Annotated in this window: 15 protein-coding genes; 8 read left to right on the top strand and 7 right to left on the bottom strand. The window is 63.9% G+C overall.

All coding sequences use genetic code 11. The features are described 5' to 3' along the window. Nucleotides 1–154 precede the first annotated feature (154 nt). From NLM32_RS17670 to NLM32_RS17660, 3 genes are all read left to right on the top strand, one after another. On the top strand, nt 155–1,810 hold the full coding sequence (locus tag NLM32_RS17670; RefSeq protein ID WP_256568479.1) for a thiamine pyrophosphate-requiring protein: 1,656 nt from the start codon (nt 155–157) through the stop codon (nt 1,808–1,810). Nucleotides 1,811–1,905: 95 nt separating this feature from the next. Next, entirely contained in the window at nt 1,906–5,475 is a 3,570-nt protein-coding gene (locus NLM32_RS17665; protein WP_254130203.1) for a GAF domain-containing protein, read from the top strand. A gap of 78 nt (nt 5,476–5,553) precedes the next feature. Then, on the top strand, nt 5,554–7,185 hold the full coding sequence (locus tag NLM32_RS17660; RefSeq protein WP_254135340.1) for an alpha/beta-hydrolase family protein: 1,632 nt from the start codon (nt 5,554–5,556) through the stop codon (nt 7,183–7,185). Between the two features lie 6 nt (nt 7,186–7,191). On the opposite strand, the gene NLM32_RS17655 is transcribed toward NLM32_RS17660, so the two are convergent. Both NLM32_RS17655 and NLM32_RS17650 read right to left on the bottom strand, forming a co-directional pair. Then, a complete protein-coding gene (locus tag NLM32_RS17655) occupies nt 7,192–8,781 on the bottom strand; it encodes an MDR family MFS transporter (protein WP_254130202.1) in 1,590 nt (529 codons plus the stop codon). A 161-nt stretch (nt 8,782–8,942) separates the two neighbouring features. Beyond that, complete coding sequence (locus NLM32_RS17650; RefSeq protein WP_254130201.1) at nt 8,943–9,458, bottom strand: YcgN family cysteine cluster protein; 516 nt, start codon at nt 9,456–9,458, stop codon at nt 8,943–8,945. 292 nt (nt 9,459–9,750) lie between these two features. On the opposite strand from NLM32_RS17650, the gene NLM32_RS17645 reads away from it, so the two are divergent. Genes NLM32_RS17645 through NLM32_RS17635 form a run of 3 tightly spaced genes read left to right on the top strand, consistent with a single transcriptional unit; the run spans nt 9,751 to nt 13,211 of the window. Next, nucleotides 9,751–12,042: a transglycosylase domain-containing protein gene (locus NLM32_RS17645; RefSeq protein WP_254130200.1), complete on the top strand. Its 2,292-nt coding sequence runs from the start codon at nt 9,751–9,753 to the stop codon at nt 12,040–12,042. Between the two features lie 9 nt (nt 12,043–12,051). Beyond that, a complete protein-coding gene (locus tag NLM32_RS17640; RefSeq protein WP_254130199.1) occupies nt 12,052–12,630 on the top strand; it encodes a DUF1214 domain-containing protein in 579 nt (192 codons plus the stop codon). Continuing rightward, nucleotides 12,627–13,211 carry a DUF1254 domain-containing protein gene (locus NLM32_RS17635; protein WP_254130198.1) on the top strand — a complete coding sequence of 195 codons (585 nt, stop codon included), beginning with the start codon at nt 12,627–12,629 and terminating at the stop codon, nt 13,209–13,211. Before NLM32_RS17640 ends, NLM32_RS17635 begins: the two co-directional genes overlap by 4 nt. 396 nt (nt 13,212–13,607) lie before the next feature. Here the strand turns inward: NLM32_RS17635 and NLM32_RS17630 are convergent, their stop codons facing one another. From NLM32_RS17630 to NLM32_RS17610, 5 genes are all read right to left on the bottom strand, one after another. After that, nucleotides 13,608–14,201, bottom strand: a complete 594-nt coding sequence (locus tag NLM32_RS17630) for a class I SAM-dependent methyltransferase (protein ID WP_254130197.1) — start codon at nt 14,199–14,201, stop codon at nt 13,608–13,610. Between the two features lie 65 nt (nt 14,202–14,266). Further along, entirely contained in the window at nt 14,267–15,115 is an 849-nt protein-coding gene (locus NLM32_RS17625) for an SDR family NAD(P)-dependent oxidoreductase (RefSeq protein ID WP_254130196.1), read from the bottom strand. 136 nt (nt 15,116–15,251) lie between these two features. Further along, entirely contained in the window at nt 15,252–16,268 is a 1,017-nt protein-coding gene (locus tag NLM32_RS17620) for an AraC family transcriptional regulator (protein ID WP_254130195.1), read from the bottom strand. A gap of 9 nt (nt 16,269–16,277) precedes the next feature. Beyond that, nucleotides 16,278–17,108 (bottom strand): oxidoreductase, encoded by an 831-nt coding sequence (locus tag NLM32_RS17615; RefSeq protein WP_254130194.1) that lies wholly within the window; start codon nt 17,106–17,108, stop codon nt 16,278–16,280. 198 nt (nt 17,109–17,306) lie between these two features. Continuing rightward, nucleotides 17,307–17,777, bottom strand: coding sequence for a DUF2147 domain-containing protein (locus NLM32_RS17610; RefSeq protein WP_254130193.1), 471 nt, complete (start codon nt 17,775–17,777; stop codon nt 17,307–17,309). A gap of 434 nt (nt 17,778–18,211) precedes the next feature. Here NLM32_RS17610 and NLM32_RS17605 point away from each other — a divergent pair, with 434 nt between their 5' ends. Together NLM32_RS17605 and NLM32_RS17600 are read left to right on the top strand one after the other, a co-directional pair. Then, nucleotides 18,212–19,138, top strand: coding sequence for a hypothetical protein (locus NLM32_RS17605; protein ID WP_254130192.1), 927 nt, complete (start codon nt 18,212–18,214; stop codon nt 19,136–19,138). A gap of 185 nt (nt 19,139–19,323) precedes the next feature. Then, nucleotides 19,324–19,494 carry a hypothetical protein gene (locus NLM32_RS17600; RefSeq protein ID WP_254130191.1) on the top strand — a complete coding sequence of 57 codons (171 nt, stop codon included), beginning with the start codon at nt 19,324–19,326 and terminating at the stop codon, nt 19,492–19,494. Nucleotides 19,495–19,618: the final 124 nt, after the last annotated feature.

Genomic DNA, 19,618 nt, shown 5'->3' with positions numbered 1-19,618 from the left:
CGGGAGCTGGTCCAACGGGTACAGTTGTCCCGGATTGCGCTGCGCTCCATCCGGGTTACGAGAGTTCGCTGCATAGCTGACTGTCACTTGCTCACGCTTTACCCTCCCGCCATTTCCTGATCCTCTCTCCTTAATCGGCCGGACCAACCGGCCTCTGCCTGAGGAGAGAGACGCCATGAAGCTCGGCACCGCCATTGCGGAAATCATGCGGCGCGAGGGGATCGAGATCCTCTGCGGTTATCCCGTCAACCATCTGATCGAGCACGCAGCGAAGGCCGAGATCCGCCCCGTGATGGTGCGTCAGGAACGCGTCGGCGTGCACATGGCGGATGCGATCTCGCGCGTCACATCGGGACGCACGGTCGGCGCGTTCTGCATGCAGCATGGACCGGGCGCAGAGAACGCGATGGGCGGCGTCGCGCAGTGCTTTGGCGAATCCGTGCCGGTGCTGGTGCTGCCGATGGGCTATCAGCGCAGGCTTGCGCATATCGAGCCGAACTTCAATTCCAGCGAGGCGATGAAGCCGTTCTCGAAATCGTCCGAGCCGATCATCCTCGCCGCGGAGGTCGCCAACATTTTCCGCCGCGCCTTCACCAAATTGAAGAACGGCCGCGGCGGCCCCGTGATCGTGGAGATTCCCGCCGACATGTGGAACGAGGAGGTGCCGGAACCTCTGAACTATACGCCGGTGCTGCGCACCCGGTACGGCGCCGACCCCGTGCATGTGAAGGAAGCAGCAAGCCTGCTCGTCAGCGCAAAACGTCCCGTGATCTATGCCGGCCAGGGCGTGCATTACGCCCAGGCGTGGCCGCAGTTGAAGCGGCTTGCGGAACGGCTGGCCATTCCCGTCACCACCAGCCTCGGCGGGAAATCCTCATTCCCGGAGACGCATCCGCTCTCGCTTGGCTCCGGCGGGCTTGCCGTTCCGCGCGCCGTGCCGAAATTTCTCGGCGAAGCCGACGTCATCTTCGGCATCGGCTGCTCTTTCACCGAGACCAGTTTCGGCATCGCAATGCCGAAGGGCAAGACCATCATCCATTCGACGCTCGATCCCAATCATCTCAACAAGGACGTTGAGGCGAAGATCGGCCTGGTCGGCGACGCCGGCCTCGTACTCGATGCGCTGCTGGAGGAGATCGGCAAGACCGTCACGACCGATCGCGATGCCTCGGCGGTCGCGGCCGAGATCGCGGCCTCGCACAAGGAATGGCTGGCGAAGTGGATGCCGAAGCTCACCAGCAATGATGCGCCACTCAACCCCTATCGCGTGCTGTGGGACCTGCAACACACCGTCGACATCGACAACACCATCATCACCCATGACGCCGGCAGCCCGCGCGACCAGCTCTCGCCGTTCTGGAAAGCGGTGACGCCCCTCTCCTATCTCGGCTGGGGCAAGACGACGCAGCTCGGTTACGGTCTTGGGCTCGCGATGGGGGCCAAGCTCGCCAAGCCCGACAAGCTCTGCATCAATGTCTGGGGCGATGCGGCCATCGGTTTCACGGGCATGGATTTCGAGACCGCGGTGCGCGAGCGCATTCCGATCATGTCGATCCTGCTCAACAATTTCTCGATGGCGATCGAGTTGAAGGTGATGCCGATCTCGACCGAGAAATATCGCTCGACCGACATTTCCGGCGACTATGCCGCGATGGCCCGCGCCTTCGGCGGCCATGGCGAACGCGTGACCAAGCCGGAGGACATCATCCCCGCGATCAAGCGCGGTATCCAGAAGACCAAGAAAGGCATCCCCGTGCTGCTCGAGTTCATCACCAGCAAGGAAACCGAGGTCTCGCGGCCCGGCACGTGAGACAATCGCAACGCCGCGGGCGCTGGCTCCGGCCGCAGGAGATGTGATAATCCGGAACGGTGCCGCGCCTGTCGCGGCATTGAGCCGGAATGCGAATGACCACCCTTTCCAACGATGCTGCCGGGATCGACGAGCTCAAGCGGCAATTGCAGTCCGCCGCGGCCGAGAACGCGCGGCTGCGCGATCGGCAAAACGCCAGCGCCGAGATCCTGCGCACCATCGCGGCCTCGCCCTCCGATGCCCGGCCGGTCTTTGCGGCGATCGCGTCCAGCTCAAAACGCCTGCTCGGCGGCTTCTCCGCCACCGTGCTCCAGTTCATCGGTGATGAGCTGCACCTCGTGGCGTTTACGCCGACCAGCCCGGAAGGGGACGAAGGGCTGAAGGCGTCGTTTCCGCGGCGGATCGAGGATTTTCCGACCTTTGCGCTGGTTCGCGGCGGCGAGACGATCCAGTTTCCCGACTGCGAGGCCAGTCACGTGCCGCAGTTGAACCGCGATCTGGCGCGGCTGCGCGGCTTTCGCAGCGTGCTGTTCATGCCGCTGATGAATCGCGGTGCGGCGGTCGGCATGATCAGCGTCACGCGCACAGAGACGGGCGCATTCGCACCCGACCTCGTGGAGCTGCTCCAGACCTTTGCCGACCAGGCGGTGATCGCGATCGAGAACGCGCGACTGTTCAACGAGACGCGCGAGACGCTGGAACGCCAGACTGCCACAGCCGACATTTTGAGGGTGATGGCAGCTTCGCCCTCCGACGTGCAGCCGGTGTTCGATGCCATCGCCGCCAATGCCAACCGGCTGATCGGCGGCTTTTCCACCGCCGTGCTGCGCTATATCGACGGCGCGGCGCATCTTGCAGCCTTTACGCCGGGCGATCCCGCCGGCGACCGCGTGCTGCAGGCCTCGTTCCCGGTGCCGTTCGCCCAGTTCCCGGCCTACCAGCTCGTCGCCAATGGCCAATCGGCGCAGTTGCCCGACACCGAGCTCGAGCCCGCGGCGCGTGACATCGCCCGCGCCCGCGGCTTCCGCAGCATGCTGTTCACGCCGCTGATGAGCGAGGGCGAAGCCAGGGGCGTCATCATCGCCACGCGGCGCACAACCGGCACGTTCGCCGAGCATCATGTCCGTCTGCTGCAGACCTTCGCCGACCAGGCCGTGATCGCGGTCAAGAATGTCAGCCTGTTCAACGCCACCAGGGAAGCGCTGGAACGGCAGACGGCGACCGCCGACATCCTCAAGGTGATTGCGGCCTCGCCCGCCGATGTCACGCCGGTGTTCCAGGCGATCTCCGACAGCGCCAAGGCGCTGGTCGGCGGACATTCCTCCACCGTCACCCGCGTGATCGATGGCATGCTGCATCTGGCGGCGTTCACGACAGACAATGAAGCCGGCAATGCGGAGCTGCTCAGCACGTTCCCGGCGCCGCTGTTATCGTCGGGCATTCACAGCCGCGTGGCGACCAGCGGCGAGTACGCGTTCCGCAGCGACATGCAGAACGAGGAAGACCTGACGGAAGCGATGCGGGAGCTGGCGCGGACGCGCGGCTATCGCAGCATCCTCGTGATTCCGATGCTGCGCGACGGCGTTGCGATCGGCACCATCGGCGTGACGCGGCGCGAGGCCGGTCATTTCCCCGACAAGGCAATCAGCCTGCTCAAGACCTTTGCCGACCAGGCCGTGATCGCGATCGAGAACACACGGCTGTTCAACGAGGTGCAGGACCGCACGCGCGAGCTCACCGAATCCCTGGAGCAGCAGACCGCGACATCGGAGGTGCTCAGCGTCATCAGCCGATCGAATGGCAATCTCGCGCCGGTATTCGAGGCGATGCTCGGCAAGGCAATGCAGCTCTGCGGTGCCAATTTCGGTGTGCTCAATACCTACGATGGCACGCAGTTCCACACAGCCGCCACTTACGGCTTGCCCCCCGCCTATGATGAATTCCGGCGCAAGGCGCCCCTCAACTATGGTCCGGCCACCGCGCCCGCGCGCCTATTGAGGGGCGAACCGTTCGTCGAAATGGTCGACCTTGTGGAGTCGGACGCCTATCGCAGCGGAGAACCGAACCGCCGGGCGTTGGTCGATCTCGGCGGCGCGCGCTGCCTGCTCGCGGTGCCGTTGCTTCAGGACGAGCGCGTGGTCGGCAACGTCATGATCTTCAGGCAGGAGAACCGGCCCTTCTCGCGGAAGCAGATCGCCTTGCTAAGCCAGTTCGCGGCGCAGGCCGTGATCGCCATCGAGAACGCGCGGCTGCTCAGCGAATTGCGTCAGCGCACCGAGAATTTGACCGAGTCGCTGCAACAGCAGACGGCGACTGCCGACGTGCTCAAGGTCATCAGCCGCTCGGCGTTCGACTTGCAGGCCGTGCTCGATACGCTGGTCGAATCGGCGGCGCGCCTATGCGAAGCCGATGTGGCGGCGATTACCCGCAAGTCCGGCAGTACCTATTTCCGGGCAGGCTCCTACGGCTTCCCAGCCAAGTTCGTCGAATATGTAAGGGATCTCCCGGTCCGGCCAGATAGGCGCACCATCACGGGCCGGACTTTGCTCGGCGACAAAGTGGTCCACGTCACCGACGTGCTGGAAGATCCCGACTACTTCTTTGAAGGCCAGGAACTGAGCGGCAATCCGCGTAGCTTCCTCGGTGTGCCCTTGCTGCGCGAAGGCAGCACGGTGGGCGCAATTGTTCTCGCACGTCGCGCAATCCGGCCGTTCAGCGAAAAGCAGATCGAACTCGTTACAAGCTTCGCCGACCAAGCCGTCATCGCGATCGAAAATGTGCGCCTCTTCGACGAGGTGCAGGACCGCACGCGCGACCTTGCGAAATCGCTCGACGATTTGCGCGCGGCGCAGGACCGGTTGATCCAGACCGAGAAGCTCGCCTCGCTCGGCCAGCTCACCGCCGGAATCGCGCACGAGATCAAGAACCCACTCAACTTCGTCAACAATTTCGCCGCGCTCTCGGCCGAACTGACCGAGGAGCTGAACGAGGTGCTGACACCCGCTTCGCTGGGCGACGATGTCCGCAACGAGGTCGACGAGCTGACGTCGATGCTGAAGGACAATCTGCAGAAGGTCGTGCAGCACGGCAAGCGCGCCGATTCCATCGTCAAGAACATGCTGCTGCATTCGCGCGAAGGCGGCGGCGAGTACGGCTTGAGTGATATCAACGCGCTGGTCGAGGAGAGCCTCAACCTCGCCTATCACGGCGCGCGCGCCGAGAAGCCGCAGTTCGACGTGACGCTGAGGCGCGAGCTCGATCCGGCGGCAGGCTCCGCTCAATTGTTTCCGCAGGAGATCTCGCGGGTGCTGCTGAACCTGATCTCGAACGGGTTCTATGCAGTGGCAAAGCGCCAGGCAGGGAGCGGAGCAGGCACTTTCGAGCCGGTCGTGACCGCCACGACCCGCGACCGCGGCGACGCCGTCGAGATCCGCATCCGCGACAACGGCATCGGCATTCCCGATGACGTGAAGGCAAAGATGTTCAATCCGTTCTTCACCACGAAGCCGGCCGGCGAAGGCACCGGCCTCGGACTGTCGATGAGCCACGACATCGTGGTGAAGCAGCACGGCGGCACGATCGACGTCGCGACGGAGCCGGGCCAGTTCACGGAGTTCACGATCTTGCTGCCGCGGAACAGCGGTTTTGCGGACAACAAGGGATAGCATCGTTCGGGAGATAACTTGACTGGTCTCGCGCGGTTCATTCAGCGGCAATTGCTTTCGCTGTCCGGCATCGGCCTCATGCTGGGCGCGGTGTTCTTCGCGGCCGCGCTGACCCCGACGCTGATCCCGCGCAGCTATCTCACGCAGGGGGCGCTGGCCGGAGGCTGTTTTGCGATCGGCTATCTCGCCGGCGTGCTGTGGCGCCGGCTGTGGCACTATCTCGAGCTGCCCGAGCCGTCGCCGCGCGCAAGATCTGCTGCGAATGCACTTGTCGCGGCCGGCTGCCTGCTCATCGTGATCGCAGCACTCTGGCGCACAACCGCATGGCAGAACGCGATCCGCACTGTCATGAAGATGGAGCCGGTCGAGACCGCGCATCCGCTCAAGGTCTGCATCGTCGCCCTGATCACGTTCGTGGTGCTGCTGGTGCTGGGGCGGCTGTTTGCACTGGTCGCCCGCCTCCTTGCTGCGGGTACGCGGCGCGTCATTCCGCGGAAAGTCGCGAACGTCATTGGCGTGCTCGTCGCAGGCCTGCTGTTCTGGTCGATCGCCAGCAATGTCCTGATCCGCACGGCGTTCAACGTGCTCGATTCCTCGTTCCGCGAGCTCGATATCCTGTTCGAGCCCGAACGCCCGCAACCGACGGCATCCGATCGGACCGGAAGCCCGGCATCGCTGGTGAAGTGGAAGGAGCTCGGGCGCATGGGGCGCCGCTTCATTGCCTCAGGCCCGACCGCAGCCGAGGTCAGCGCCATCACCGGACGCGCCGCGCAGGAGCCCGTGCGCGTCTATGTGGGCCTCGCAGCCCGCGAAACGGCGCAGGCGCGCGCCAGGCTTGCACTCGACGAGCTCAAACGCCAGCACGGTTTCGAGCGCAAACTCCTGGTCGTCATCACCCCGACCGGCACGGGCTGGATCGATCCGGCCGCGATGGATACGGTGGAATATCTCCATCACGGCGACGTCGCCAGCGTCGCGATGCAGTATTCCTATCTCAACAGCCCGCTGTCGCTGCTGTTTCAGCCCGAATACGGCGCGGAAGCCGCGCGCGCCCTGTTTGCGGAGATCTACGGCTACTGGACGACGCTGCCGAGGGACAAGCGGCCAAAGCTGTATTTGCATGGGCTGAGCCTTGGCGCCCTCAACTCGGAGAAATCCGCCGAGCTGTTCGAGACCATCGGCGATCCCATTGCCGGCGCGCTGTGGAGCGGTGCGCCGTTCGAAAGCCGCATCTGGCGCTCAATCACCGACAACCGCAATCCGGGCTCGCCGGCGTGGCTGCCGGAATTCCGCGACAGCCGCTTCGCGCGCTTCATGAACCAGAACGGGCCGACGATACCGCCGGACACGCCGTGGGGACCGATGCGGGTCGTCTATCTGCAATATGCCAGCGACGCGATCACGTTCTTCGCCTATCGCGACGCCTATCAGGCCCCGGCCTGGATGAGTGCGCCGCGCGGGCCCGACGTGTCACCGGAGCTGCGATGGTATCCCATCGTCACGATGCTGCAGCTCGCGCTCGACATGGCGGTCGCAACCAATGCGCCGATGGGCTTTGGCCATGTCTACGCGCCCGAGCATTATGTCGACGCCTGGGTCGCGGTCACCGATGTCAATGATTGGTCGGCCGAGGCGCTGGCGCAGCTCAAGAGCCATCTTGCTGCGCGAGCACGACGGGCACCTGACGACGATACCGACCGCGGCGGATAGAGCGCCCTACTCCGCCATCTCGACGGGTTGCGCCGTCGAGGGCCCGGCCAGCGGCCGCTCCTCCATCATGATCAGGCAGAGCGCGGCGGTGGTCATCAACGCGGTCGCGGCCGCAAAGACGTAACGGAACGCGTGCCGCATGTCTTCGCTGGGGATCGCGGGGATGCTGCCTGCGGCGTGATGCTCGCCGGCAAGCGGAATGTCGGCGCCGAGCGCGATCAAGAGGATCGCGGCAAACGCGGCGACCGTGAACGAGGACATCAGCGAGCGGAAGAAGTTCATCGCGCCGGTGATGGTGCCGACCTGCGGACGGGCCACCGAATTCTGCAGCGAGACCACACAGACCGGGAAGGTCGTGCCGAGACCGAGCGCAAACGCGGCCATCAGCGTCAGCAGTCCCCACAGCGGCAGCGTGGTGACCGTGAGGCCGAGCGCGCAGATCGCAGCCCAGGAGGTGCCGATGATGGCGACGCGCTTGTAGTGCTTGGCGCGCGCCATGGTGCGGCCGGCGATTGCCGCGCCACAGGTCGAAACCGCCGCGAGCGGGATCAGCGCAAGGCCGGCCTCGCTGGCGCTGAGATGATAGACCGACTCGTAGTAGAGCGGCAGCTGGACGGTGAGGCCGGTGATGGCCCCGAGGCCGCAGCCGCCGGCGGTCAGTGCGAACGGTGCGACCGATCCCGTCAGCAACTTCAACGGCAGGAACGGCTCGTCCGAGCGGCGCGCGTGCCAGACGAAGGTGACCGCGAGCGCAACGGCGCCGCCCACCATCGACAACACGGTCGGCGAAAGCCAGGGATAGCGCGTGCCGCCCCAGGTCAGCACCAGCATGAAGACGACGGCGGAGGCCATCAGCAGCACGCCGCCGAGCCAGTCGACCTTGCGCTTGCGGTGGAACACCGGGATCTTCTTCATCTTCGGCAGCAGCAACGCGAGCGCTGCGGCTGCGAGCGGCAGATTGATCCAGAAGATCATCGACCAGTGCAGATGCTCGGCGAACACGCCGCCGATGACGGGGCCCAAAATGCCGCCGACCATCCAGACGCTGGAGAAATAAGCCTGGTACTGGCCGCGCTCGCGCGGCGACACCACGTCGGAGATCACGGTCTGCACGACAGGCATGATGCCGCCGCCGCCGAGCCCCTGCAGGCCGCGCGCCAGGATCAGCATCGGCATGCTCGGCGCGATCGCGCATAGCACCGAGCCCGCAATGAAGAGGCTCAACGACACGATGATCATGGCCTTGCGGCCGTAGATGTCGCTCAGCGTCCCGAACACCGGTGCAACCGCGGTCGAGGCGAGCAGATAGGCGGTGATGACCCAGGACAGGTTCGAGACATCGCGGAACTGGCGCCCGATGGTCGGCAGCGCAGTGGCGACGATGGTCTGGTCGAGCGCGGCCAAAAACATCGTCAGCATCAGGCTGAGGACGATGGTCCTGACCTCGTCCTGCGACAGCGGGACCGGGGGTGCGAGGGAAGGCGCGTCACTGACGCTGATGACCTCGCCCGGAAGGCGGGTCAGTTCCTCGGCGATATCGTCGGGCAATGTCTGGATGTCGGCAGACTGGCTGCTCTGCCGTGCGAACTGGTTCATCTCGGGCTGTCGGATCGAGCGTGTTGCGGTGCAAAGCCGCGAAGGATTCGTTCTATGAAGCCAATGTAGACAGCAAAGTTCTTCTCAGGCAGGCACCGCGGCGCATGGGTGCATCCCGCACCGCGGTCATCCCGAACAATTGATCTGAAGCTGCGGGTCGATCAGTCCTTGGGGCGTCGCTTCAGGCGTGCCCGTTTCGGGATCTGCCCCGGCCACTGCACGAGATAGTTCTCGAGCTGGTCGTCAGGGACCCCCTCTTCCGTGCCCGAGACCCGGCCGCGCACGGAGACGCCGGCCTCGTGCACCGTATTGGGATCGCCCGAGATCAGCGGATGCCACCAATAGAGATCGCGCCCTTGCGCGACCAGCCTATAGCCGCAGCTCGGCGGCAACCACGGCAGGGTGCGGACCTTCTCGGGGGTCATGACAACGCAGTCCGGGACGAAGTCGAAGCGATTCGCGTAGTCCTTGCAGCCGCTGGTGCAGGAATCGAGCATCTTGCAGCTGACATCGGTGAAATAGATTTCGCCGGTATCCTCATCTTCGAGCTTGCTCAGGCAGCAGCGGCCGCAGCCGTCGCACAGGCTCTCCCATTCGGCCGGCGACATGTCCTCCATCTTCTTGGTTTTCCAGAAGAATCCATCCTGGTCTGAAGGTCGTTTGCGAGCTGCGGTCATGCGCCTGATACGAGTCCCAAGAGATGCGGCCGGCGCCATCTAGGGCGCATGGCCGGAAAGCTGCAAGCAATGCCCCCGCAAGGCCCGTAATGAACCGGGGTTCAATTAGGCCTGTTGTTCAAAATTGCGAGCCTGACCATTGGTTTATAGGCCCCGCTCGGCTAGAAGAACAGCAAGTCCCCACGGACGCGAAACGGGCGCCTTGGGTTTGCCGCAACAATCCCGCAAGACGTCTCGATGCCGCCCCGGCCGGGTGCTTGAACGCTTTCGAAGCGAGCCTCAAGGGTTCTAGGTGGTCCAGAACACACCATCCAACTGGAAGAGTCGTATCAGGAACTTCTTCCTGGACCTCGATGCGCGCATCGACTCCTCGCTGTTCTCCTCGGCCAAGGGCATCCGCGAGCTCTACGAGCGCTACTCGACCTTCATGGACCGCTTCTATGTCGGGCGGTGGAAGCGCTGGGTGTTCATCGAGCCGCTGTCGGAAGCCGCAACGCTCGGCCTCGGCGGCATGGTGCTGATGCTGATCCTCGCCATCCCCGCCTTCCGCGAGACCGCGGATGAGGACTGGCTGAAGAAGTCCGACCTCGCGGTGACGTTCCTCGACCGCTACGGCAACCCGATCGGCAGCCGCGGCATCAAGCACAACGACTCGATCCCGCTTGAGGATTTTCCGGATGTGCTGATCAAGGCGACGCTCGCGACCGAAGACCGCCGCTTCTACGAGCATTTCGGCATCGACATCGCCGGCACCGCACGCGCGCTCGTCACCAACGCGCAAGCCGGCGGCGTCCGCCAGGGCGGCTCCTCGATCACGCAGCAGCTCGCGAAAAACCTGTTCCTGAGCAACGAGCGTACCATCGAGCGCAAGATCAACGAGGCGTTCCTCGCGGTCTGGCTGGAATGGCGCCTGACCAAGAACGAGATCCTCAAGCTCTATCTCGACCGCGCCTATATGGGCGGCGGCACCTTCGGCGTCGACGGTGCCGCGCATTTCTACTTCAACAAGTCCGCGCGTGACGTGACGCTTGCGGAGGCCGCGATGCTCGCCGGCCTGTTCAAGGCGCCGACGAAATACGCGCCGCACATCAACCTGCCCGCCGCGCGTGCCCGCGCCAACGTCGTGCTCGATAACCTCGTCGATGCCGGCTTCATGACCGAGGGCCAGGTGTTCGGTGCCCGCCGCAACCCGGCCTTCGCGGTCGACCGCCGCGACGAGGCCTCGCCCAACTACTATCTCGATTACGCCTTCGACGAGATGCGCAAGCTCGTCGACACCTTCCCGAAGTCCTACACCGAGCGCGTCTTCGTGGTGCGCCTCGCGATCGACACCAACGTGCAGAAGGCGGCGGAAGACGCGATCGAGAACCAGCTGCGCCAGTTCGGCCGCGACTATCACGCGACGCAGGCCGCGACCGTGGTCTCCGATCTCGACGGCGGCATCCGCGCCATGGTCGGCGGCCGCGATTACGGCGCGAGCCAGTTCAACCGCGCCACCGACGCCTATCGCCAGCCCGGCTCGTCGTTCAAGCCCTACGTCTACACCACGGCGCTCCTGAACGGCTTCACGCCGAACTCGATCGTGGTCGACGGCCCGGTCTGCATCGGCAATTGGTGTCCGCAGAACTATGGCCATTCCTATTCCGGCGCGGTGACGCTGACGCAGGCGATCACGCGTTCGATCAACGTCGTGCCGGTCAAGCTGTCGATCGCGATCGGCCAGAAGGAGCAGCCGAAGGCGCCGAACCCGGCCAAGATCGGCCGCGCCAAGATCGTCGAGGTCGCGCGTCGCTTCGGCCTCAAGGCGCCGCTGCCCGATACGCCGTCGCTGCCGATCGGCTCGGACGAAGTCACCGTGCTCGAGCATGCGGTTGCGTATGCGACCTTCCCCAACCGGGGCAAGTCGGTGACGCCGCACTCCGTGCTCGAAGTGCGCACCGGCGCCGGCGATCTGGTCTGGCGCTGGGACCGCGACGGCCCGAAGCCGAAGCAGGCGATTCCGCCGAACATCGCCGCCGACATGGCCGGCATGATGAGCCACGTCGTCAGCGAAGGCACCGCGCGCCGCGCAGCGCTCGACGGCATTCCGACCGCCGGCAAGACCGGCACGACGAATGCGTATCGCGACGCCTGGTTCGTCGGCTACACCGGCAATTTCACCTGCGCGGTCTGGTACGGCAATGACGACTATTCGCCGACCAACCGTATGACCGGCGGCTCGCTGCCGGCGCAGACCTGGCACGACATCATGGTTGCAGCCCATCAGGGCGTCGAGGTCCGCGAAATTCCCGGCATCGGCATGGGCCAGAAGCTGCCGCCGCAGCCGGTTGCGAACGCGCAGGCCAATGCGGCGCCGAAAGTGCTGGAGACCAAGCCCGGTCCGCCGCCGGTGCTGACCAAGCGCGGCGCCGACATCCTGGTGCGCGTCGAGAAGATGCTCGACGACGCCGCCAAGACCGCGACCAAATCGACGGCCAACGACAACCAGCCGGCCAAGCCGGCTGCGTCGACGAGCGCGCTCGCCTTCCCGCAGAACTATGCGGCGGAGGAGAACGCGAACGCATCCACCCCGCGCAAGAACTGATCTGATCCCGTGCGGCTGATTTTGATCACATTGACGGCCCTCCTGCTCGCGACCGTGGTCGGCCTGGGTGCGACCTGGATGACGACGACGCGCGGCACCGAGATCGGCGCGCTGACCATCGGCCCCTGGACCGCCCGCCCCCGCACCGGCACCGCCGACGTCGATCCCTATTCGCGCGCCACCATCGTGCGCAACGGCGAGCTGCCGATCGGCACCGGCGACGGCGTCGCCTTCACCGCGACCGCCGACGACAAGAAGAAGGCGCTCGACGGCCGCTGCGACGTCGTCGTCTCCGGCGTGACGCCGCCGGCGCGGTTCTGGACGCTGACGCTGTATGACCGCAAGGGTCACCTCGTCGCCAACTCGCTGCAGCGCTACGGCTTCACCAGCCAGGAGATCGTGCGCCAGTCCGACGGCTCGTTCCAGATCCACATCGCCGCACGCTCGCGCGCCGGCAACTGGCTGCCCACCGGCGGCATCGAACGCTATGCGCTGATGTTCCGCCTCTACGACACGCCGGTCGGCGTTGCGACCCGCACCCAGCGCGACGCACCGATGCCGACGATCGCAACGGTGGGCTGCTCATGATCCGCCTCGCGTTCACGATTCTCGCAGGCGTGGTGCTGGGCCTCGTGGTCCATCTCGTCAGCGTGCTGGCCCTGCCGCGCATCGCAACGCAAGACGCCTATTCGCGGCTGACGCCGATGACCAAGCTCAACAGTGTCACGCAGCTTCCCCTCGCCGATCCCAACACCTCGCCGATGCCGTTCATGGATCCGGCCTTTGCGCTGGCGATCTGCCGCTATGACCTCTCGGGCGGACCGATCAAGCTCACCGTGCCGGTGAGCCAGGCCTACACCTCGGTGTCGTTCTACACCCGCAACGAGATCGCCTATTACGCCATCAACGACCGCTCGGCCGGAAAGAAGGTGATCGAGCTCGACCTGATGACGCAGGCACAGCACGACGCCCTGCCCGAGGACGAAGAGGTCACCGCGGCCGACCGCCTGATCATCGATTCCCCGAGCACCACCGGCCTGATCGTGATGAAGGCGCTGGCCGCCGAGCCCGGCCTGATGCCGCAGGCGCAGGCCACGCTGCAAGCTGCGACCTGCGGACCGCAGACCGATGCGCCCGCCAAGGCCGAGGCGCCACGCGGCCGGCGCTGACGCGCGGGCGTTGAGGCGCCCTCCCAGCCAAGAGCTGAAAACAACCCCATGCACAGTAGCGGGGTCGTTGAAATCGTTGGTCTCTTGTTATTCGAGCATGATCGCTTCGGAAGACCCCTCGCATTCTTCTGAATCACGCTCTCACGCGCGTCAGCGAATGGCCGCCCCCCCGCGCCGCGGAAAATTTCGCTTTGACACGTCGGGCAAAACACTGACAGATTGGCATCATCGAAAATTCGTAAGCACCCGCGCGGAGAAATCCGTCGCGGGTTTTTTCATACTTGAGCAGAAGATACCGTGATGAGAGGATCGCGATTATGGATTTTAAGAAAGCAGTAGCGCTGGCTGCGACGTGGGTTGAACTTACGTCTGAGGGGCATTCCAGCTTTGCGTTATTCAGAACATCGCCAATGATCGATGGCGCCGCCGGACGCGATAAACGGATGCAGGCGGGATGTTCAATGCCGTTCGTCCGACAAGGCTCGCCTTCAGACCAAGCCGATCCAGGATCGGCCGTGGCACCGGACAACGCGGTCCATAGGTGAATTGGTAAAGCGTGCCTTCCTCCCGCAGATGACGGAATGCTCCGGAGAGGATGGCAATCACCTTTCGCGGTGTCATCGACAAGAGTGGAAGGCCGCTGACGACAGCAGACGCCGGCGCCATAAAGCGCTCATGCTGCGAGAGTTGGCGTGCATCCATCCACAGCACACGTGCCCCGGGGAAGCGCTGCTGCAACAGCGGAATGAAATCAGAACCGTATTCCACAAGCAGCAAGTCGTGCTCCGGCACGCCGCGTTCAACAAGTGCCTTTGTGAAGATGCCGGTCCCCGGGCCCAGCTCGATCACCGGTCCGCTGCCCGGTACGATCTCCTGCGTCATCAGGCGGGCCAACGACTGACCCGACGGCGCGATTGCGGAAACTTGCCTGGGATTGGAAATGTACGAGCGGAAGAACTGAAAAAAGTCTGCGACTGCGGTGGCATTCATCACGATCCTCTTTTCCGTTCCCGGCAAGCGAACAGACGCGATTTCACAGAAGCTGGTTCGCGCTGCTACGATGCGATGTTGTGCTGCCTGGCCTCGCCTTGAGCAGCGTTGGACACCGTCTCCCAGGCCTCCCAGACGGCGAGGCGATCGGCATAGGCCGCGCGGGCGCGCGGCAGGCCTTCCGTGCCGATAAAGAGGCGCAGCGGAGGAGCCTCGGCGTCCACGACCTTCAAGACTGCATCCACCGTCGCTTCCGGATCGCCAAATGCGAACTTGGCGCCCGCCGCGAATACCTCGGCACGGATATCGCTATAGGCGTTGATGACGGGTGAGATCCTGAGCGATGCCGTGCTGGCGAACCCGGTGGCATAGGCGCCAGGCTCAAGCAGTGTGACCTTGATCCCAAAGCCCTTGACCTCCTGCGCCAGGCTCTCATGGAGCGCCTCGATGGCGAACTTGGAGGCGTTGTAGAAGCCGGTGATGGGACCGGCGACGACGCCCGCGACACTCGACACACCGATGATGTGCCCACTGCCCTGTCGCCGCAGCAGGGGGAGCGCGGCCTGAATGACCCGGAGGGCGCCGAAGACGTTGGTATCGAACTCGGCGCGGACATCGGCCTCGTGCGCCTCCTCGATCGCTCCAACCAGCGCGTAGCCCGCATTGTTGAGGACGATGTCAAGCCTTCCGAAATGCGCATAGGCCCTGGTCACGGCGTTCTGCACCGCCTGCGCGTTGGTCACGTCAAGCGCCATCGGCAACACCGCGTCGGCGTAACCTTCCGAAAGATCCGCGACATCTGCAAAGATTCGGGCCGTTGCCGCGACCTTGTCGCCGCGCTTGAGCGCGGCTTCGGCCCAGATGCGCCCAAAACCTCGCGATGCCCCCGTGATGAACCAGACTTTACCAGACATATCGATCTCCTCGTCCGTTGATCTCTAACTTCCGGGAAGTCGTATGGCCGAACCGTCCGGTTGGCAGCGACAGAACGCGCCAATGAACTTGCGACATGCGCCAAAGAAGCTGCAAAGAACGTCGCGAGTCCAAGGCTTAGTGCAGCTTATCGCCGTGCAGCTCTCGCCAGCGGCTGGGCGTCACGCCCTCCCAGTCGCGAAAGGCGCGATAAAAGGAGCTCGCATCCTGATAGCCGAGCAGGCACGCGACCTCGTCGATGTCGGTTGTCCGATCCGACAGGAGTTGCCGCCCGAGCTCCTGACGCGCCTCGACCAGCAGCTCACGGAAGCTCGAGCCCTCCTCGGTAATGCGGCGCTGGAGCGTCCGGTCACTGGTCCCGAGGTCGCGCGCCACGTCCGACAATTCAGGGCGCCCGCTCGCCAGACTCCGCTTCAGAACAACCTTCACCTGCTCCTTGATGGAGCTGCGTGCTTGCAGTTCGCCCAAAGCCGACGCCAACGCCGGCGTCAGGATATCGAGCAGTTCCTGGTTGTGCCCGGGAAACGGGCGATCCAGGTCGGCGGACTTCACGACGAGAACGTTTCGTGCCGCCCCATAGCGGATCGGGCAATCAAAATAGGTCTGATAAACGTCGCTGTTGGGTCGAGCGCACACCAACTCGACGCGCTTGGGTGTCACATGCTGGCCCGTCCCCCGGCGCCCGAGTTCAACGAGGGACGCGAACGTCACGTCCGTGGAGATCGAAGGTTCCGGACTTGTCGCATAGGGCCATTCAATCGTGACCGTGCACTCGTCCTTGCCCTCCTTCACCTGCGGCTGCTCGGGCGAGCAAAGCCGCTTGAAGCGCGCGATGCGGTGCAAGCCGTCGCGGTAGTCCCTGGCGTAGAACGCGGCCAGACTCGACGGCGGATGAACAGACGTGTCGGCGCTCTGGACCAGCTTGAGACCGAGCCCGGGCTCCGGCTTCAACTCCTCAAGGGCCCTCCAGAGTGCAAAATACTGATCCGTCGTAACCAACCCCTGCTCGTTCAGATGCAAGGTTGCCGGAAGCTTGGCTTGGCGCAACAGCGCAGCCGGCGGGACGCCGATATGCGCGATCGTCTGCCAGAAGGCGCGAGGGACCTTGCATCGGTCTGCGGCTGCTCCACTCATTGTCCCGCCCTAGCGCATCTGGCTCATGATGACGCGGTCGAACACTCGGTCGCCAAGCCACGCGCGAATCTTGATCATCGGCAAAGCATATTTGCCCGAAACGTAACGCGTCCGCGGCTTAGCCGCTCTCACCGCCCTCGACACGACGCCGGCGATGACATCTGGTTTCGTGCCGCGTCCTCGGCCGTAGGCGTCTCGCGTCGATTTCGCGACCGCTTGCGTGAGCTTGGCATAAGGTCCCGTACCCGAGCGATCGAGCAGGCCCTTGGCAACCACATCGCCGAAGCCCGTCTCGATCAGGCCGGGCTCGATGACGACGACCTTGATGCCGAACGGGGCGAGTTCGAGCCGCAGGCAATCGGACCAGCCTTCGAGCGCATGCTTGGTCGCGTGATACCAGGCGCCGAGCAAAGTATAGATCTTGCCGCCCATCGAGGTGACGTTGACAATGGTTCCGGAGCGCCTCTCTCTCATGTTCGGCAGCAGAAGCTGCGTCAGCCGAGCGGCGCCGAACAGGTTCACTTCGAACTGGTAGCGCGCCTCGTCGATACTGACGTCCTCAACGGGACCGTACAGCCCGAACCCCGCGTTGTTCACCAGCACATCCACGCCATCGACTTCGTCGAGGATGGTTTGAACGGCCGCTGTGATGTCGGCGTCCCTTGAGATGTCCATGCGCAACGTCCGCGCGCCGAGCCTTGCGAGATCGTCCATTTTTTCGACGCTGCGCGCGGCGACGTAAACCCGAAAGCCATCCTTGATCAGGCGCTTGGCGATTTCCTTCCCCATGCCGGACGAGGCTCCGGTAACCAGCGCCGTTCGTTTCGATATCGTGGACATACTGACCTCTCTTCGTTCTGATCTTTATTCTGCTGCCTCCACGAACCGAAGTGACTAACCGAGCACGCCAATAGACTTGCACATTACGCCATCGCCGGCGATAGCTTTAAGCATCTGGATTTACTCTGCTTTTCCAAGAGGAAAAGCGCGACGCCAAGGTCGCGCTTTTGAAGGAATGATTTGAGACCCCCAAGAGACTTACCCGCGAGCGCGGTGAAAAGAGCGGGTCTGCCCCATTGCCGGAAGCCCAAGATATCCTCTCAGATGCATCTTGCCGTCCTTGACGGTGGCCTTGCAGTTGTAGGTGCGGCCGGATGAAGCGTCATAGATGGAGCCACCACTCCACTCGCCATCCTCCCAGTGCAATCCCGTGATGAAGATGATGTTCTTCAGCGACCGTGCGCGCAGACCTGGATCGGGGTTCTTGGCGTCTTTCTTGAAGGTGACGTTGTCGGCTTCCATGATCTCGTTGCCGTAGAGCATGCGCGCCTGAAGCTCCGTTCCAGCCTTGAACATGTCGAGCTTCACGGTGCCGTCGTCCGCTTCCCATATTCCGACAATCGCATCGGGGCCGGCCGGCTCACCATAGGCCATCGGAATGAGGCCAATGTTCAGGGCCGCCATCAGCACGAAGATAGCGGATCGACGCGAAAGCGCAGAGGTTTGCATATTGTGTTCCCAGATTTGCGAGGACGCAGGAGTGATCAAGCCGTTGGCTCGGTGGTCTCGCAGGCATCTGTAGATTTCTCTACTGGCCTTAGCAGCGGTGGAAAGCGCCAGCGGAATTGCGAAAAGCGCCAATCGGGGCTGGCGTCAAGCTCAACGCGGCGCTGCCATCATGGCTAACGCTCCTCCGTCGGATGCACCCATGACTTTGACACGTCGGGCAAAACACTGGCAGAATGGCATCATCGAAAGTTCGCAAGCACCCGCGCGGAAGAATCCGCTGCGGGTGTTTTCATGCTTGGCCTTACACCAACCGACCGTGCAGTCATTGCCAAACGAAGTGCCGGTAGAGCGCGACGCCTCGGCTCCCCTTGGAAAACATTGCGCAGATCGCCGCGCCCTCATAAAGTTCCCGGACATCAAGACTGGGGGCAGCCTTGGAAAGAGACGAGCTTGAGCGCCTTGCGGGCCGCCCGTTGCGGCTAGCCTTCGAGGACATTCTGAGCCATCCTCGGCTGCCCGAGGCCAGGCGGGCCTATATCAACAGCTTCACTGAAGTCTACGGCGGCGATCCGTTTCTGGTTCGCCTGCTGCTTGAGGCTGGTCGATTTCTCGTCTTTCACAGTGCCGCCGTGCTCGAAGCCGCGCAGGATCTGTCGCGGCGCGAGACCTGGTTCACGGTCGCCGCCCTGAAGCAGCAATTGGCCATGTTCGGCTTTGCCAGTCCGCGGCAAGTGGACCATCTCCTGGCGCGGCTCCGCGAGGTCGGCTTTATCGAGCAGAGCCGGGCCCCGGATGACCGGCGCGTATGGCTGCTGGCGACCACGGACAAGCTTCGCGCGCATCACACCGCGTGGCTCGCCGCCCATTACGTGCCGCTCGCGGAGGCGTACCCCGATCATGATTACGGCCCGGTGCTGTCGCGAAACCGCAGCTTTCATACGCTGCATTGCCGCGCCTGCCTGCCGTTCACCGCTCCCAGCGCGCGCCTGATGATGACCCTCCCCGATACGCTGCTGTTCTTTGCTCATGCGGCGGGACCCCTGATCCAGAATGCGCTGCTGAAGGCCGCTATGGATGCGGGCGATCTGACCGCTGCGGTCCCTTACATCGACGTCGCCGATCGGTTCGGCGTGTCCCGAACCCATGTCCGCAATCTGATGGACTCCGCGGAAGCGGCCGGTCTCGTCAGGATCGTTGGACGTGGCGGCCGGAGCATCGAGATCCTTCCGCGCCATTGGGCAAGCTACGACCGGGGCCTCGCCGTCGGAATGTATCTGCACGATATCGTCAATCTCGTCGTGATGGACGAGTGGACGAAGCGGCCAGGCGAGGACGCAGCCCGGCAGCTTGCCGCCCTGTGATTGCGGATTGGCCTGTCGTGGCCATTCTTTTCGGCTTCCCGGAATAGGCGCAAAGTTTTCCGGACGCATCGGGCCGGGGGCAGATAGGTTGCCGGTGCCTGGACAGTTTTCATGAGAATGATTCTGATCCGAATTTTGATCGGCAATCCTACGCGCATTTGAAGTAGTCATTTTGGAGGAATTGCATGTCGGAGACGATAGACGTCTTGCTGTGGTGTGCTGCGCTCGCGACGTGGCTCATGATGTTCTTCGCGATGGTCGGCCAGGGCGTGAAGAAGCTGTTGCGTCTCGTCCGCGGAAGACCCGGCAAGCTTCGGCAGGCACCGCCCGACCGGCATCAGAACGCGGACAGATGAGAACCTCCATCGTGCATATCACGGCGCGCGGATGCGCGGCTGGAACGGGCATCCTAGCGGCGGCGCCGCGAAATGCCGCCTGTCGCGCCTTACTCAAATTTTCCGACCTATCAGCCGGCCACGT

This window comes from Bradyrhizobium sp. CCGUVB14, from assembly GCF_024199935.1.
GTDB lineage: Bacteria > Pseudomonadota > Alphaproteobacteria > Rhizobiales > Xanthobacteraceae > Bradyrhizobium.
The sequence above is the reverse complement of the archived record's forward strand: the minus strand, read 5'-3'. Positions and strand labels throughout refer to the sequence as shown.